This is a genomic window from Planktothrix serta PCC 8927, from assembly GCF_900010725.2.
Classification (GTDB): domain Bacteria; phylum Cyanobacteriota; class Cyanobacteriia; order Cyanobacteriales; family Microcoleaceae; genus Planktothrix; species Planktothrix serta.
The window spans coordinates 13174-31322 of record NZ_LR734838.1 but is presented as its reverse complement, the minus strand read 5'-3'; the positions used below and the strand labels follow the sequence as shown (position 1 = coordinate 31322).

At 36.2% G+C, this 18149-nt stretch carries 12 protein-coding genes; 11 read left to right on the top strand and 1 reads right to left on the bottom strand.

What is annotated here, in order from left to right:
* Positions 1–429: 429 nt before the first annotated feature.
* Positions 430–1313 (top strand): IS630 family transposase gene (locus PL8927_RS04465; protein ID WP_197047317.1). Its coding sequence is split into 2 segments (ribosomal slippage): positions 430–756 and positions 759–1313, totalling 882 coding nucleotides; the frame shifts between segments, so codons are not numbered across the junction.
* A gap of 565 nt (positions 1314–1878) precedes the next feature.
* Here the strand turns inward: PL8927_RS04465 and PL8927_RS04455 are convergent.
* Entirely contained in the window at positions 1879–5439 is a 3561-nt protein-coding gene (locus PL8927_RS04455) for a protein kinase domain-containing protein (protein ID WP_083618032.1), read from the bottom strand.
* A gap of 142 nt (positions 5440–5581) precedes the next feature.
* Between PL8927_RS04455 and PL8927_RS04450 the strand changes: the two genes are divergently transcribed.
* The 10 genes from PL8927_RS04450 (at position 5582) to PL8927_RS04405 (ending at position 17946) form a co-directional block, all read left to right on the top strand.
* Positions 5582–5953, top strand: coding sequence for a cupin domain-containing protein (locus tag PL8927_RS04450; RefSeq protein ID WP_083618029.1), 372 nt, complete (start codon positions 5582–5584; stop codon positions 5951–5953).
* A gap of 18 nt (positions 5954–5971) precedes the next feature.
* Complete coding sequence (gene cobN / locus PL8927_RS04445) at positions 5972–9709, top strand: cobaltochelatase subunit CobN (RefSeq protein WP_083618027.1); 3738 nt, start codon at positions 5972–5974, stop codon at positions 9707–9709.
* 77 nt (positions 9710–9786) lie between these two features.
* A complete protein-coding gene (locus PL8927_RS04440) occupies positions 9787–11316 on the top strand; it encodes a DUF1574 family protein (RefSeq protein WP_083618025.1) in 1530 nt (509 codons plus the stop codon).
* Positions 11317–11549: 233 nt separating this feature from the next.
* A complete protein-coding gene (locus PL8927_RS04435) occupies positions 11550–12194 on the top strand; it encodes a hypothetical protein (RefSeq protein WP_083618023.1) in 645 nt (214 codons plus the stop codon).
* Positions 12195–12293: 99 nt separating this feature from the next.
* Positions 12294–12719: an ankyrin repeat domain-containing protein gene (locus PL8927_RS04430; RefSeq protein ID WP_083618021.1), complete on the top strand. Its 426-nt coding sequence runs from the start codon at positions 12294–12296 to the stop codon at positions 12717–12719.
* Positions 12709–13989 carry a SagB/ThcOx family dehydrogenase gene (locus tag PL8927_RS04425; RefSeq protein ID WP_083618019.1) on the top strand — a complete coding sequence of 427 codons (1281 nt, stop codon included), beginning with the start codon at positions 12709–12711 and terminating at the stop codon, positions 13987–13989. Before PL8927_RS04430 ends, PL8927_RS04425 begins: the two co-directional genes overlap by 11 nt.
* Before the next feature lie 86 nt (positions 13990–14075).
* Positions 14076–14996, top strand: a complete 921-nt coding sequence (locus PL8927_RS04420) for an NAD(+) kinase (RefSeq protein ID WP_083618017.1) — start codon at positions 14076–14078, stop codon at positions 14994–14996.
* A 109-nt stretch (positions 14997–15105) separates the two neighbouring features.
* On the top strand, positions 15106–15759 hold the full coding sequence (locus tag PL8927_RS04415) for a hypothetical protein (RefSeq protein WP_083618015.1): 654 nt from the start codon (positions 15106–15108) through the stop codon (positions 15757–15759).
* A 687-nt stretch (positions 15760–16446) separates the two neighbouring features.
* A complete protein-coding gene (locus tag PL8927_RS04410; RefSeq protein WP_197047316.1) occupies positions 16447–17469 on the top strand; it encodes a DUF262 domain-containing protein in 1023 nt (340 codons plus the stop codon).
* A gap of 3 nt (positions 17470–17472) precedes the next feature.
* Positions 17473–17946: a HEPN domain-containing protein gene (locus tag PL8927_RS04405; RefSeq protein WP_083618013.1), complete on the top strand. Its 474-nt coding sequence runs from the start codon at positions 17473–17475 to the stop codon at positions 17944–17946.
* Positions 17947–18149 lie beyond the last annotated feature (203 nt).

The window sequence follows — 18149 nt, the reverse complement described above, 5'->3', positions numbered from 1 at the left end:
TAATTACAGAACCCGCCCCTACATTTTGTTATGGAAATAATCCACAATTAAACCGTAGGGGCAGGTTCCGAGACGAGCTTTAATGATCAGTAATTATCTCGCTAAACCCGCCCTTTCTTCTGAGGCGATCGCATTTAAGAGGGGCGGGTTTAGTCAGATTATTGATCAGAATTGAAGATAATTACAGAACCCGCCCCTACATTTTGTTATGGAAATAATCCACAATTAAACCGTAGGGGCGGGTTCCGAGACAATCTTTAATGATCAGTAATTATCTCCCTAAACCCGCCCTTTCTTCTGAGGCGATCGCATTTAAGAGGGGCGGGTTTAGTCAGATTATTGATCAGAATTGAAGATATAGCGCTACGCGCTATGGTTAGGACAAAAGTATGATAAGATGCAGTAATACCTCAATATCGGAAAATAGTTATGCCGGCACCTTATAGTTACGATTTACGCTCCAAGGCGATCGCAGCCGTGAAAAGAGGAGAAAAGAAAATAGAGGTAAGTCGTTTCTTTAAAATAAGTCGCAACACATTAGATCTGTGGCTGAAAAAAGAAAGAGAAACAGGAGACTATCAGGCTAGCCGACAGGTAGGAGTAGGAACTCAACCGAAAATTCAGGAGTTAGAAAAATTTAAAGAATTCGTGAAAAAAAATAGTGACAAGACTCAAAAACAAATGGCCCAATTATGGGGGTGTGAGGCGACGCAACAGAATATTAGTTATGCTTGTCGAAAACTGGGTATAAGTCGAAAAAAAAAACTTATGGGTATCGAGAAAGAGATGAAGAAAAAAGACGAGAATTTCTTCAAAAACTAGAGGGAATAGAAAGGAGCAGAAAAGTTTATGTAGATGAAGCGGGATTTGATAATAGAGAGGATTACCCGTATGGCTACAGCCCGATAGGGGAAAGATGTTATGCACTCAAGTCCGGTAAAAGAAGAGAAAGAGTCAGTTGGCTATCAGCATTGAAAGAAGGTAAATTATTGGCTCCTTTAACCTTTGAGGGGTCATGTAATAAAGATTTATTTGAAACCTGGTTAAAGAATTGTTTGCTGCCAGTGCTAGAACCAGGAGACATTATTATTATTGATAATGCCAGCTTTCATCAAGGGGAATATATCAAAGAACTCGTCGAAGAAGCCGGATGTAAAATTTGGTATTTGCCCCCATATTCTCCCGACTTGAACAAGATTGAAAACTGGTGGGCTGTTTTAAAGACATGGATGAAACAGAGATTAAACGAATTTCAAACCGTCAGAGAATGCGTGGATGCTGCATTTAGAAATTGTCCTAACGTATGCGCGTAGCGCTNTTTCTGATGGATTCTCGGATTCTCCAACTGAGTTCTAAATTATCTAAAACTTCTTGAATTTGACCTGAACGGATTTTATCTAAACTATCTAAAGCTAAAAATTGTTGTAAATTAGCAAAGGACAAAAAGCTAGGTAAAGGAGTTTCCCAAGTCGCATTCCAATAGATTTCAGTATCCAATTGAGGAGGATCACTCGTTAAAATTTGATGGCGAATAGCCGTTAATTGAGGATCAAAATCAGTTAAAATATGATGTTGGGGGGCAATATCAATAGTTTGTAACGGATTTTCTAGTTGATTTTCTAAATATAACTTGATTGCTTCCCTATCATTCAACTTGTTAAAATAATTAACAATACTTTTTAATTTTTCGAGTTTTAAAGCTGATTGATTGGTTTTTACTATTCCGATTTTTTTTTCAAAAAAATTATCCCAATATTGATCGATAGGTTGCTTTTGCTGTTGAGCATAGATATTTCCCCCAATGACCCAAAGTAAGGCAATCGAGATTAACGTTATATTTAAAATAATTAATAATCGGGTTGTGTTTTTCATGTTGAATTAACGATTTAATTGAGCAAAGTGTTCTAAGAGTAAGCGATGAATAAAGATATAGCTTCCTCCAATTTTTTGTAAAAATATCCAGCCGACGGCGGCATCTAAAAATTTAGCATAATTCCAAGGAATAGATCGATTTAAACAGAGAATACACCGCAGAATAAAATGTTTAATAGCTGCGCCACCTCCTCCTATTAATCCAACTAAGATTCCTAATGTAATTCCGTTTGAAATGGGTAAGTAAAAACCTAAAACTTTAGTAAAAATTTCTAAAAATATTATAGAAACAACGCTTAAAATAACTGCATTTTTAAGAGATTGAAAAATTCCTTGATTCGGGATAGTCCTGTTTTCAATAGTTGTACCCATTAATCCCCCTAAAATTCCTCCGATGATTCCTCCGATGATTTCAAAAATTAAGCTGAAAACCATAATATTAATTAACATAAAAACAAAAAGAACTATAGGCTGTTCTGCCAGTTTAAAAGAAAAAGTTGGTATTGATTCATCAATACTATTATAGGTCATTGTAAAAGCAAAATTTAAAAGCGTAATAAAGGTATAAGTTATGCCAATGAAAGCTCCAATCCCTAATCCCCAAAACAAACTTCTGGTTAAACTTTTTTTAGCCTGATTCCATGACCATTTCAACGTCTCTGTAGGAACAATTTTATCATTGATTAACTGTAAATTAATCAGTGCAATTAATCCGCCAGACAAACCGCCAATCAGTCCAAAATCCATAGAATTTTGCGAAATGATCATCCACAATATAAATTGAGTTAATCCATTAATTAAGATTAATAGAATAGCTCCGATTGGATGTGATAATCTTTTCCTAAGTAAAATAAAAATTGTTCCCAATATATAACCATTCAATAATCCCAAAAATAAACCATCAAAAATAATTATCATAGAATCATTAGAAATCTGAATTGTGTCTCGAAATAAAGTTACAACACTGGATAGAATAACTTGAAATAAAACACATAAAATTAGATTAAATATTAAATACACTAAGCTAGTATAGATATCTTTTTGCCAACTTTTATCTAACCAAGTTAACTGTAAAGATTCGATTGAAAAGACGGTTTGGGAGTGTTTTACCATATTTTTAGCCAACCAACTTAAGTAATGAATAACTTTTTCCTGAGAATAGCGTTTGTTTACACGGCGACGTAAGAACATCCGTTTAATATAAGTATCAAATAAATGGGTTCTTCTGCCTTCAATGGTACTAAATTCTAAGAAATCTGAAGGTAAAATTCCTGAATAAGCTAGGGTGATGATACTCAACATTAAGGGAGATTGGGTTAATTCTTGTAAAATAAGATCGGTTTTTAATGCCATCTTTACTGTGGCGAGTTCTGAACCTGCACGATTAAAATAGTCTTGAACTTGATCTAATGTTAAGGGTTGTAAACAAATTGCGGTTTGTAATTTGAGGCGAGTTTTTAGTGCTTGATAATCGCCAATACGACTACAAACAACAATTTCCTGATCCCCATTTGTTTGCAAAAATTGGTTTAATGCGATCGCACAGTTTTCTCGATTTTCTAAACTAACTTCATCTAATCCATCTAATAATAACAATAATTGATTCGACTCAACTAGCCGTTTTGCCAAGGCTTTAGAGACTTGATATTGAGTATTCAATTCGGAAATTAACCAATCGGCGATCGCTTGTTTTCCCCCTTTCCAAGAAGATAAATTAAACACCACAGGAATTAACTGATTAATATCTTGTTCAGCGTGTTCAATTAAATCTTTCGCCAATTCTAATAAAGTTGTGGTTTTTCCTGCTCCGGGTTCTCCTAAAATTAAAAGTGATCGCCCTTCTCCCAATTCTAAAAACTTTTGACTCACTTTTATTCCTTGCGGTAAACGGTCTTGATGATCATCAGGAGTTCCCCATAAAATATCCCAAGGTCTTTCAACCAAATCTAAACGAAATTCTAACCCTAATTCTATCATGGCTCGACCATATAAGGATGTTTCTAAAACTCCTTTTACCCAAAAATTTCTGACTTTATTAAGTAAAATATGTCGATCTCGATCATCTTGAGATGTCGATTTAAGGCAAAATTGATTGATAGGTTTTACTGGGGTTTTTACTGAGGTTTGAGTTGAAAATGAGATCGGTAATATTAAATAACTTGGCATGGGTTCAGAAATATTTTTTAATTCTAATTCACCTAAATAGCTAACAGAAACTTTCAAAGAATTTTTGACTACATCATAAACAATTTTAGAAATACAAATTCCCCCAGGTTGAGCTTTTCCTTCTAAGCGTGCAGCAATATTAACTCCATTTCCCATGACATCTTGATCTTGAATAAAAACATCACCTAAATGGATGCCAATTCGATGTAATAAAACTTCATTTTCTGATAAATTTTGTGCTGTTTTTGCTAAATCTTCTTGAATTTCAATTGCACAGTTAACCGCTTGAATTGCACTAGAAAAGTACATTAATAATCCATCCCCTGTAGATTTAATTACAAATCCATTAAACTCCTGACATAATGTTCTCATTCGGTGCAAATCACGACGAATTAAAGTTAGAGTCACTACTTCATCTTTAGACATTCTGGCACTAAATCCAACCGCATCCGTAAAAACAATAGTTGCTAGAGTTTGACGATTATTTAACTCAGAGGGTAAATATTCTAATTTTTCTCTGATTTTATTGGGTATAAACGAAGATTTAACCGCAGGAGTGGGATCTATTAATCCAGATAAGTCTTGTAAAACTTCTGTTACCGTTTGATAGCGATCTCGAAAATCATAACGTACCATTTTATCTAAAATATCATATAAAAGCGGAAGTTGAGTTTGAGTATTATTTTTTAATAGCAGGGATCTCCACTTAATTTCATGAGTTTGGGGATTTTCAGGAAGTTGATGGGGTAATACTCCTGTTAAGGCTTGAATTGCTAACATCCCTACCGCGTAAATATCACTACAGAATCGAGGTTTACCCTGGGTTTGTTCTGGTGGCATATAACCCGAAGTTCCAATAGCAATACTAGAGGTGATTACTGCTTCAGAGTTAGCAGTTTCAATCATAATTTTTTTGACCGCACCAAAATCAATTAAAACTAGCTTTTGATCTGGATTGCGACGCATTAAATTAGAGGGTTTAATATCTCGGTGAATTACGTTATGATTATGAACAAATTCGAGAATTTTTAACAGTTCTTGGAGGAGATTAATCACTTTTATTTCATCCCCATAGGATTCAGAGATCAATTCCTGACGTAAATCCCAACCCTCAATAAATTCTTGCACTAAATAAAACTCATTATTTTCTTCAAAGTGGGCTAATAAACGAGGGATTTGAGGATGTTCTCCTAACTGATAAAGGGTTTGAGCTTCTGTTTCAAATAAACGACGAGCAGTATTTAAAATAGTAGGTTGGGAAGACTGAGGTTTGAGTTGCTTAACAACACATTGGGGATGTCCTGGTAAATCTAAATCTTTCGCTAGGTAGGTTTCGCCAAATCCCCCACTCGCAATGGAGCAGATAATTTTATAACGGTTGCGAAGAACTGTGTTAAGCATACAAACCCTGCCAAAACTTAAGAACTCGTTTTTCTAGTCTTGATTGTGGCAAATTTTTATTGATCCGGCACCTAAAATCATGATATAATAGGTTAACATTTGTATAAATTATGAAAACTTAAACTTTCGTCATACAATTGTTATGCCCGATTTTATTGAACAACCAAGTCGGATTACGGCGGCGGGAAATAAACCCAAATTAATTGATGAATATATTGGACGAGTTAATAGTCAAACGGACGCGGTAAGTGTTGCTTATATGCGTTCTCCGGGGGGTTGGATCGAACCGGGACAACGACCGGAATTTGATGAATTTACGGTAGTTTTAAAAGGATTATTACGAGTTGAATATGAAGGAGGTCAACGGGATATTTTAGCAGGACAAGCGGTAATTACGCATAAAGGGGAATGGGTACGTTATAGTACACCAACCGAAGAAGGTGCGGAATATGTGGCGGTTTGTCTTCCGGCTTTTTCTCCGAATATTGTGCATCGAGATCAGGATCAGGATTAACTTTATTTTGGAATTAAAATGCACAGAATTGCAGCCACACCTGGGGGATGGAACCCCGACACCGAAGGGGTTATTTTTATTGAACAAACCCCCGCATCAATTATTTTTTTAACGGCGGCGGATACGGATATTCAAACCTTAGCAATAGTGGGGTCTAAACTTCCGGCTGATTTTCCATCTTTGCGGGTCACAAATTTATTACAATTACAACAACAATTAACCATTGATACCTACGCAGAAACAATATTAGAAAAAGCACAGATTATTATTTTAAGGCTATTAGGAGGACGTTCCTATTGGTCGTATGGGTTAGAAGTATTAGAGGAAATTGTTACTAAAACAAAAGCTCAATTAATTATCCTTCCAGGTGATGACCGTCCTGACCCCGATTTAATCAGTCATTCAACGGTATCGTTATCTATTGTTAATCAAATTTGGTGCTATTTAACAGAAGGGGGGGTTGATAATTTTACTAATGCACTGTTATTAATTAGTAATCATATCTTTAATAAAAATTATCCGATTATTCCTCCCGTTACTATTCCTAAAGTTGGTTATTATCAATGGAATTCCAATATAAAAACTGATAATTATATTGCTAGTGTTGGGATTCTATTTTATCGCGCTCATTACTTATCTGGCAATTTAGATCCGATAGATTCTCTGTGTCAAGCATTAGTTAAATATCAGTTAAAACCTATTCCTATTTTTATTTCTTCTCTACGAGATCCTGATTTACAAACGGAAGTTTTAACCTATTTTAAACCTAAAAAACCTAAATTATTAATTAATACTACCAGTTTCTCGATTTCTTCAATTTCAGAAGATGAGAGTCAACCGCCATTATTTTCTTTAGATATTCCGGTTTTACAAGTGATTTTAAGTGGGGGAACTTTAGAACAATGGGAAAGTAATTTTATGGGACTTTCCCCTAGGGATATTGCTATGAATGTCGCCTTACCGGAAGTAGATGGACGTATTATTAGTCGGGTTATTTCTTTTAAGGCTGTTGAAAATTGGAATTCAATCTTAGAAACAAATGTTGTCCGATATGTTGCGGTAGAAAATCGGATTAACTTTGTAGCAGAATTAGCTAAAAATTGGATTAATTTACAACAAAAACCTCCAGCAAAACGACGCATTGCGATTATTTTAGCGAATTATCCTTGTCGAGATGGACGGTTAGCAAATGGGGTGGGTTTGGATACGCCAGCAAGTTGTATTAAAGTTCTACAAGCGTTAAAAGATGCTGGTTATTTCCTAGAAGATTATCCCGAAACGGGAGAACAATTAATTGATCAATTAACGTCAGGAATAACCAATGATCCTGAAGGGTGGGAATTAAGGTCTGTTTATCAACGTTTATCCTTTGAAGACTATCAACAGTATTTTTTAACGTTACCACTATCTGTTCAAACAGCAATTAATAAGCGATGGGATCATCATTTTCAGGAGAAACAAAAGACCCCTCAAGGTTTTGCAATTTCAGGAATTCAATTGAGTAATATTTTTATCGGAATACAACCTTCCAGAGGATATGATCTTGATCCCAGTTTAAATTATCATGCACCGGATTTAGAACCTACACCCGATTATTTAGCCTTTTATTATTGGTTGCGATCGCAATTTCAAGCGGATGCAATTATTCATTTAGGAAAACATGGGAATTTGGAATGGTTGCCCGGAAAAAGTGTCGGATTGTCAGAAAACTGTTATCCTGAAATAGCATTAGGTGCGTTACCGAATTTTTATCCATTTATTGTCAATGATCCGGGGGAAGGAACTCAAGCAAAACGTCGTTCTCAAGCGGTGATTTTAGACCATTTAACCCCCCCCTTAACCCGTGCTGAATTATATGGATCATTACAACAGTTAGAAGGATTAATGGATGAATATTATCAAGCACAAAGTTTAGATCCTTCGCGGTTATCGTTAATTTCAGAAAGAATTATTCAGTTAATTCAACAGGAAAATTTAGAGGAAGAACTGGGTTTACCTCAATTAAATAAAAAAGTAGTTTATAATGAAAAAGATTCTATTTTTAGTGAATTAGATCGATATTTATGTGAATTAAAAGAGGCACAAATTAGAGATGGATTACATATTTTTGGGCAGTGTCCCCAAGGTGAACAATTAAGGGATTTAATCATAGCGATCGCTCGTCATCCTGATTCTAAACGATTAGGATTAACTCGCGCAATAGCAGAAGATTGGCAGTTAGAATTTGATCCCTTAACCTCAGATTATGGGGAAATTATTAATCAAACTATTAATCATCAATTTTGTCGAACTGTTGGGGACGGAGTAGCTATAATTGAAGAATATGCAATTAAGTTAATTGAAGAATTACCCAATTTTCCAGATAAAAAAGAATTAATTCAGCAGGAATTAAACTGGATTCAGCAAAAATTATTACCGAATTTATTGAGAACTTCGGAAGAAATTACAAATTTATTAATAGGTTTAGATGGTCTATTTATCAAGAGTGGTGCATCGGGTGCGCCAACAAGAGGAAAACCTGACGTTTTACCGACAGGACGCAATTTTTATTCCGTTGATATTCGAGCAATTCCAACAGAAACTGCTTGGAAAGTTGGGGAATTAGCAGCATCTGTATTAATTGAACGTTATACACAAGAAAACGGCGAATATCCCCGCACGTTAGGGTTATCGGTTTGGGGAACTTCAACGATGCGAACTGGGGGGGATGATATCGCGGAAGCTTTAGCATTATTAGGTGTAAAACCAGTATGGGATTATCCTTCGCGGCGAGTTGTTGATTTTGAAATATTACCGATTTCGATTTTAGGTCGTCCCCGTGTCGATGTCACCTTAAGGATTTCCGGGTTTTTTAGAGATGCTTTTCCTAATTTAATTGATTTATTTGATCAAGCGGTGATTGCTGTTTCTAATTTAGATGAAACCGCAGATCAAAATCCTTTAGCGGCACAAGTTCAACAGGAAACACAATTTTGGATGAAAGAAGGGTTAACCATAGAACAGGCAAATTTGCGATCGCGGTTGAGAATTTTTGGCTCTAAACCCGGAGCTTATGGGGCAGGTTTACAAGGGTTAATTGAGTCGCAAAATTGGCAAAATGATCAAGATTTAGCCACCGCTTATATTAACTGGAGTAGTTACGCTTATACGAGTGCAAATTCAGGGTATCAACAGGGAATTTCGGCATCAGAAGCCTTTCAAAATCGGTTAGAAAAGATGCAGATTGTTCTGCATAATCAAGATAATCGAGAACATGATCTATTAGATTCTGATGATTATTATCAATTTCAAGGGGGGATGACCGTTGCAGTTAGAACCTTAACGGGGAAAAATCCTCAAACTTATTTTGGGGATAATGCTATTCCTGAAAACCCCAAAATTAGACTTTTAAAAGAAGAAATTGCTAAAGTCTATCGTTCTCGTGTAGTGAATCCTAAATGGCTCGCTGGAGTGATGCGACATGGCTATAAAGGGGCGTTTGAACTATCAGCAACCGTTGATTATTTATTCGCTTATGATGTCACCGCTAATTGTGTAGAAGATTTTATGTATGAAGGGGTTGCAAATGCTTACATTTTTGATGATAAAGTGCAACAATTTATTCAAGAAAAAAATCCTTGGGCGTTACGCGATATGGCAGAACGATTATTAGAAGCGCATCAACGCAAAATGTGGCAAACGGCAAGTCAAGATAGGATCGAACAGTTAAGAGCAATTGTTCATCAAGCCGAGGGAATAATTGAAGGGAAGGTTTAACCGGAGCCTTTTCATTTATAATGATGTTAGAGAAAGCCCGATTAACCTAAATTATTTACGTCTAGCTAACAATTGCTATGAGTCTATTGTCTATATTCAACTTGTTGATCCGATCACAAGCTAAAAATAGCTTAGTGATCGCTACACTTCCCCTCATAATATTAACGGTTGGGTGTTCATCATTAACACAATCCTCTCAACCTTCAACCTCTTCTAGAAATGCGATCGCTGCTTCCCTAACACCTACTCCTAAACAGTTAGATAAAAATAAAATATTAGTAGGACAAGGAACTTTACCTCCTCAAAATCTTGCTAAATCGCAAACTTGCATTCAAGAAAATCCCTTTGATGAATCCGTTAAATTTGCCTTACAAGCCTCTAATTTAGCCCAAACAGCCCGATCAAAAGAACAATGGGATGAAGTCGCCCGGTTATGGTTACAAGCGGTGGCGTGGATGCAAGCGGTTCCTGCTAATAGTCCTAAACGAGTATTTGCTGAGAAAAAAGTGATTGAATATATGCGATATTTAGCTTATTCTCAACAGCAAGCCGCGCGTTCGGGTTCTATTTCTCAGTTTCCCAGTTTTGAGAGTCAAACCTTAGATCAACAATTACAATTATATTTATCTTATTTGAGTACCGTTGGTAAACCTGATATTTTAATTGTGGGAAGTTCTCGCGCTTTACAAGGGGTTGATCCAGCACAAATGCAGCAAGCGTTAGCTAAAAAAGGATATCAAAATTTAAGAATTTTTAACTTTGGGGTGAATGGTGCTACGGCGCAAGTCGTTGATTATATTTTGAGAAAAGTTTTAACTCCTGAACAACTGCCTAAATTGATCATTTGGGCGGATGGAGTTAGAGCATTTAATAGTGGTCGAATTGATCGAACCCATGAGGCTATTATGGCTTCTCAAGCCCATCAAAAAATAGCGGCTGGAATTCGTCCCCAATTAGCTAAAACTGAACCCAATTTTCAAACTAAATGTTATCAATTACCTCAACCCTGTAAGCCGAAAGATAACTCTAAATTTCAGTTTGAAATTTCTAATTTTATTAAAAATAATCCGTCTAATTTTACTCGCCTTTCTGCTAACAATGCTGATTCTAACTATCAGAATTTATTCTATCGCCCTTCAGAATTTAATCGGGCTGCTACTCTTGTTTCTTTAGATGCGATTGAAGCCAATGGATTTTTACCCCTCTCTATTCGTTTTAACCCCAATACCTATTATCAACAGAAACCCTATGTTTCTGGATCTTATGATGGGGATTATCGAGCCTTTAATTTAGGAGGAAAACAAGCTACAGCCTTTGATTCAGTTGTAGCCTTTGTGCGTTCTAATCAGATTCAATTGGTTTTTGTGAATTTACCCCTAACAGATGATTATTTAGATGGGGTTCGGTGGTCGGCTGAAGTTGAATTTCAGGAACAAATGCAACAGTTATCTCAAGAGTATGGTTTTATTTTTATTGACTTATCCGAAAAGGCATTAACTCAATATAATTATTTTGCCGATCCCAGTCATTTAAACCGTTACGGAGCGAGTATCGTTGCCCAAACAATTGTTGCTAACCCGTCTATTCCTTGGCCTCGTGTTAGATAATAGAAACTGGGTTTCTTCCCTTACAATCCTATTGCCAAATGGCTGTAGGATGGGTGACAACATCAGAATTTATGGGAATTTATACATTGACAAATTAGCCCTAATATGTATAACGCACTAAAATGATCCAATGGCTTAAAAAAATAAATAAATTTTAGTATTAAAAAATACCGAATTATTAAGTTAATTCATCTCTAATAGTAAAAGGATAGTTTTGTTAATGGTATAGAATTATGTTATCAAGAATCTTAGGAGCAAGTCAATTTGATCAGCAAGTTCTCAACATTTCGTTGATCAATATTTGCAATCAAGAAAGTTATGTCGGTCAGGAGATGCGAAAGAGCTTTAATGCTTGGAAAGATGAAACTGATGAACCCACTCAAAATCCTTGGTTACATCTGCATCAGTTAACAATTTATGTCCCCCATCCCAAGCAACTATATGAGCAAATGACTTTAGAAGAAGGGTTAACCAAAGGTTATAACATTGAGGTTAAACCTATCGAAGACAAAAGCCAATTGCCTTACAAAATACCCGAAGGCGGACATTTTGTTGCTGTTATGAAACAAAAGGGACTTGATGCTAATTTTGAGATTGCAGCAACCGGAATTTTTGTTCGTCCTTTAGCTGTTCTTTCTCTTGACATTATTGTAGATTTGGAAAAAGCAGAATACCAACCGATTATTGTTAAACATCCTATTATTAGGGATTACCCGATGGATTGGCAAGAGAAACTGAAACAGTTCATCAACCAAGAGATTAAAGGCCAGGATTTACCCAATTTAGTTAAATATGTGGATCAAGCTTTTAATCAGGATTATAGATCGCCTTCCTGGGATGAAATGAACCGTATAGCTAGTAGATTTGCGGGTATTTAAGGCATCAGAATTAATCCCGTGTTGAGTAAATTATGAACATCGATCTTAGTGAGTCCAAAGCGATCGCAGATCCGAATACAATAATTTGGAGAAATTAAAATGAATCAATGGTTGTTGGCTAACGGATTTGATCTTGCTGATCTAAATCAACGGGGTAGTAATGGTGATACTGCTTTGATGAAGGCGACGCAGGCAGGTGAAATAAATATTGTCCGATCACTGATTGATGCAGGCGCAGATCTAAACATCAAAAATAACGATGGTAACAATGCTTTATGGTTTGCTTGTTTTCGGGATCGTTTTGATCTAATTAACTTATTTGTAGAGGCTCATGTTAATATTGACAACCAAAATGATAACGGTGCAACAGCACTTATGTATGCAGCTTCCGCAGGTAAAACAGAAATTGTTAATCGGCTTTTGACAGCAGGTGCAAATTCTCAATTAAAAAATTTGGATGATTTTCGAGCGCTAGATTTTGCAGCAAATTTTGAGATTTTAAGGATTTTGAAAAATGCGGCCTAAAATTATTAATAATGAGGCTCACGAAGCCACAAAACTCTCGTTGTTTTCGGTGCAAATAGATCCTAATTATGTTGATTCCACAACTCAACCCGATCCCTTCAAACATTATCCCAAATTCTATCGCCGATTTCCCTTAGATTTGGAAAATCCCTTCCATTCTTTCTTACATTTCTGTAGTACCATTACTTATCAAAAAATCTATCGAGAGGGTGCATACGCGCTCCGGGTAAATCCTTCGGCGGGAGCGTTATATCCCACTGAAATTTATGTACAAATTCGAGGTGTTAAGGGCATTTTGGATGGGATTTATCATCTGGAAGTTGAAACTAATTCTCTCACCTTAATCTATGAATTAATTGATGATGGATTGGAAGGCTATCTTTTAGATAATCGTTTAATTAAGGGATGTATTTTCTTAGTTAGCTGTGTCTATTTTCGCTCTAGTTGGAAGTACAAAAATCGCAGCTTGCGCTATTGTTTTCTCGATAGCGGTCATCATCTGGGTGTGATCGAAGCGTCTGCTTATGCACAAGATTACACCAGCCAAATTTTATTTGATTTCGATCAGTTAGCACTCAATGATGATTTAGGATTTGAAAATAAGGAATTTGTCACCGCCGCGATCATTGTTGGTAATCTAAAGGAAAAACAAATTCGCCGATTGCGATCGCCTATTCCTTTTGTGTGTGGGACTGATTATTTTGAGCCGAATCGCTTTGTTGAATCTGGTTACAAACAAACTCTTTTAACAACAAATCATCAACCGGAAATCTTACAACCTCAGTTTAATTTTGAGAAAACAAAACTTATAGAATCCATTCAAAACCGACGTTCAGCTAGACGTTTTCAAAAGTCAGAAATTACCCAAGAAGCATTTTTTGCAGTTTGGGAATCACTAAATCAACCGATTGCAACTCCGAGTTATGAAGTCATCGAAATTTATGCGGTTATCCAAAGTGTAGCGGGAATAGAAGCGGGTATTTATCGGGGAAAAGATGGCTTAAAAGCCGGAAATTTTCGGGATAAAATGGGTTATCTTTGTGTGAATCAAGCGATCGCACGGGATAGCGCTGTAGTGTTCTTTTTTGTCTCGGAATTTCAGAACTATCGAGTCGCTTTACAGTTAGCTGGACTATTGGGGCAACGAGTTTATTTAAGTGCTACCTATGTGGGGTTAGGTTGCAGTGGTATTGGGGCTTTTTTTGATGATGAAACCCAGGCATTTTTGGACGTAAAAGGAAGTATACTGTATGCGATCGCCATCGGGTAAATTTCCCAAAGGGAAATAGATTTGATCTAAATTCTGTAGATCAGGGATAATAACAACAAGACTTTGAGCAAGAATTGGATAGCGTCGTGGAAATAAAACAGGTTATTATCGCACATAAAGCTAGAGATCCGTTAAGCCAACAGTGGGCGGAACAATATGCTCAACATTTAGAAAAACGGGGGTGTCATGTATTAATGGGGCCAAGTGGAGCCAAAGATAACCCCTATCCTGTTTTTCTCGCCTCTCGTAATGTTGTCATTGATTTAGCTATTGTATTAGGTGGGGATGGAACCGCCTTAGCCGCTGCTCGGCATTTAGCCCCCGAAGGAATTCCCATTTTAGCGGCAAATGTAGGGGGACATTTAGGGTTTTTAACCGAATCTTTTGAAGATGTTCAAAATACGGAAAATGTGATTGATCGACTGTTTCAAGATCGTTATGCCGTGCAAAGTCGGGTAATGTTACAAGCGACGGTTTATGAAGGCAGCCGAACCAATTTAGAACCGATTAGCGATCGCTTTTTAGCCTTAAATGAAATGTGCATTAAACCCGCTTCTGCCTATCGAATGCCCACATCATTTTTAGAGATGGAAGTGGATGGAGAAATCGTTGATCAATATCAAGGAGATGGTTTAATTGTCGGAACTCCAAGCGGTTCTACTTGTTACAATACATCCGCCGGAGGGCCGATTTTACACCCCGGAATGGCAGCAATTACAGTTACTCCGATTTGTCCCTTAAGTTTATCCAGTCGTCCGATTGTTTTACCTCCCGGTTCAGTTGTTAGTGTTTGGCCGTTAGCAGACCCGGAACATGATACCAAACTCTGGATGGATGGGGTATTAGCAACGTCGGTTTGGCCCGGTCAACGGGTGGATGTTTCTATGGCAAATTGTGAGGCAAAATTTATTATTCTGCGGGAAAATTATTCGTTTTATGAAACATTAAGAGAAAAATTACAATGGGCTGGGGCCAGAATTCGCCATATTAATAATCATCGAAATTGAAGTGAATAGGAAACTCTCATACAAGATTAACTCGCTCAGAATCCGAAATCCTCAAAATCACCTTTGTAGATAGAGGTATAAAACATCTACAAAGGTTGAATTGAAGCCAATGGAAACCAGACTGCAACAACTCATCCAAAAATTAGAAGACTTGGTAGAAGAAGAAACAGAAAGTTCAGATCATCCTTGGATAACTCGAACTCTTTTAGAGCAGTTATTTCATCAAGAATATGGATCTACCCTGGAAAATATATTACAAGATTATGGCTACTTAGACCTGAAAACATTTCTGAGAACAAGCAATATTTTTGCTATTTACGAAACACCAATTCCTCACAAATTTTATATTGCTTTACTCCGAAAAACCGTTCCTGGCTATCGGCAATCTTCGAGCAGCAATCAATCAATGTTTTATACAGTAAAACGTCCTTGGAAAGTTGATCGATGTCTGATTAAAGATTTACAAAATGAAGGATATTTGCCTACCGATACTTCAAAGCAAAAAAATATTTCTGATCGTTCAAATTATCCTGATCAAATTATATCAAAGGATGATTTCAAACGCGCTTTAATAGAAATAGTTAAAGCTAAAAGATTTGTAGATTTTGATGAATTAAATAGAGAGTTTTATAAAATATACAATCAGTCTATAAGAGGATTTAGGCTCAAGCTTTTTCCTGATCTAAAATTAATAGATATACTGCAAACAATTCCAGAACTTAAATTAGAAAAAATACAGAACACTTTGCAGATTACTCTTTAAGGTCATTAAGCCTGAAACCCTGATTCCACCGTTGGCGACGATGCTCCGCCCAGCCGAAGGCGATCGCAAACTGTCCGAAGTGTTGTGAGTAAGGGAAATTTGAACTGATAGCTCAATGTAGTAGAATCATTTGACACTCTCAGGTCTGAAGACGCGCTCGATTCTTGGTTCAGCGAAACCACTTAATCAAAGTACCTTGCAGTGCTTTAACCAGAGGTGGGATTCACGCCCTTGCGTAAATTTGGGTATGCCCTACCCTATTCGCATGACTGCGAGTTCTTTTTTTAGTTTGAAACAAATTTGTTTCAAAAACTGGTTGCCTAGCGCCCATGAATCTTTTACCCACTGCTGGGGGGACTAGAACTGTGCAGTAGAACCCTATAAATTCAATTGTCAAGGTTCAGAGTTTTGCCGTTAGGCGACTAGGTTTTTATACAGGTTGTTTACCTTTCCTGTTACTGGATATACTAACATAGATTGGAGAAATATTCACGGGCAATAAATTCCCCTGGGTCGCTTTTCATCTCAGGTCTGAAGACACGCTCGTTTTCAATCTCCCATCCTTTTCTTATAAAAGTTCTGTTAGTTTTTGGATTGATTGACAATCTATGGGCTAACATTTAAGAATGTTGACTACTGACGATCAGCTTATATAGATGACTATATAAAGATACAGGTACTAAGACAATGATCAATCATGAGTTTGTAGAAGCTGAGAATACTAGGCTCAACGTAGATTATTATGGAGCCGATTTCCCTGTCGATGTATTAGTCAAAAGAATGGAGGAGGGGGATTTTATCATTCCGGGTTTCCAGAGAAAATATGTCTGGAAAGACGAAGAAGCATCTCGCTTTATTGAATCTCTATTAATTGGACTCCCAACTCCTGCTCTTTTTCTAGCTAAGGATAAGTTTTCTAATCAATATATTGTTATTGATGGACAACAAAGATTAAAAACATTACAGTATTTTTATAAAGAATCTTTTCCAGATGGAAAAATCTTTAAACTCAAAGGAGTTATACCTGCTTTCAATAATCTAACCTATTCTAGCTTGTCACTGTCTCAACGTCGTGCTTTAGCTAATGCAATCATTCATTGCATTATAATATCTGAAAACTATGATTCAATAGGAATTTATCACTTATTCGAGAGGCTTAATACAACAGGTAATTCCTTGAATTCGCAAGAGATTAGAAACGCAATTTATCATGGTTTATTCAGTGATTTAATTCAAGAATTATCGAGTCATGAAACATGGAAGCAACTTTATAAGGAAAAAGAGGATGATCGAGCAGCAGATCAAGAGTTAATCCTGAGATTTTTAGCCTTGTACTATGACTTAGATAAGTATAAAGGGAACATGGTTGATTTCCTCAATAATTTTATGCTGAAGAATCAAAACTTAGATGTAATTTCAAAAGCTGAAATCAAACATATTTTTTTAAATCCAGTTCAGTTTTTGAAAAATTGCATTGGTGAGAAGGTATTCTTTCATAATAATAAATTTAGTACAACTCTTTTCGAGAGTGTTATGGTTACAGTTGCCAGAGAATCAACAGAAAACTTAGAATGTGAACATTTTAAAAAGTTTTATAGCTCTCTCATTGATGACAAAAATTTTTGGTCATTATCTCGATCCGCTACAACAAGTAAACAGAATCTGCTCAAGAGGCTGGAATTAACTAGAGAGATTTACAAAAATACTTAACAGATGAACCCATCAATATTGTCCCATCGCCAAAGATTAGATCATCTTTTTGCAAAAATTTCTTCGATTTCAGATCCTGCTGATCAAAGTGAATGGTCAAAATATCTTTGTGTTTTAGTTTCAGGTTTTATAGAAGAATCTTTAAGAGTTTTATTAGAAGAATATACAGAGAAGCATTCTGCACCTAATATTCAAAATTTTGTTGGAAAACAGATAGATAGTATAACAAATTGTAAGACTACTAGGATTTTAGAGGTTTTAGGAAAGTTTAGTAAAGAGTGGGCAGATGATTTTACTGCTAAAATTCAAGAGCGGAGTGATATAATAGATGAAATCAAAAATTCAATTGATAGTGTAATTACCAATCGACATAAAATAGCTCACGGTGGAAATGTAGGTATTACTTACGCGACGATTAACAGATACTATAGTAATATTAAAAAAGCGGTGGAAATATTGGAAGAAATAATAAAATAAGCAAGCAATTATATAATAAATTACTGTTATTGCAGATCGAAAATTAAAAATAGGAACTTCAGTACCGACAGTCTCATAAAGAAGGAATAGCTCATGAATTCAGCAACGGAACATCCTAGTCAACCGTCAACCCTTGCGACAGATTGTCCTGTTAACGCTATAATCTCTTGATTATTTCTTTATGATCACAGACAGGCCCGACT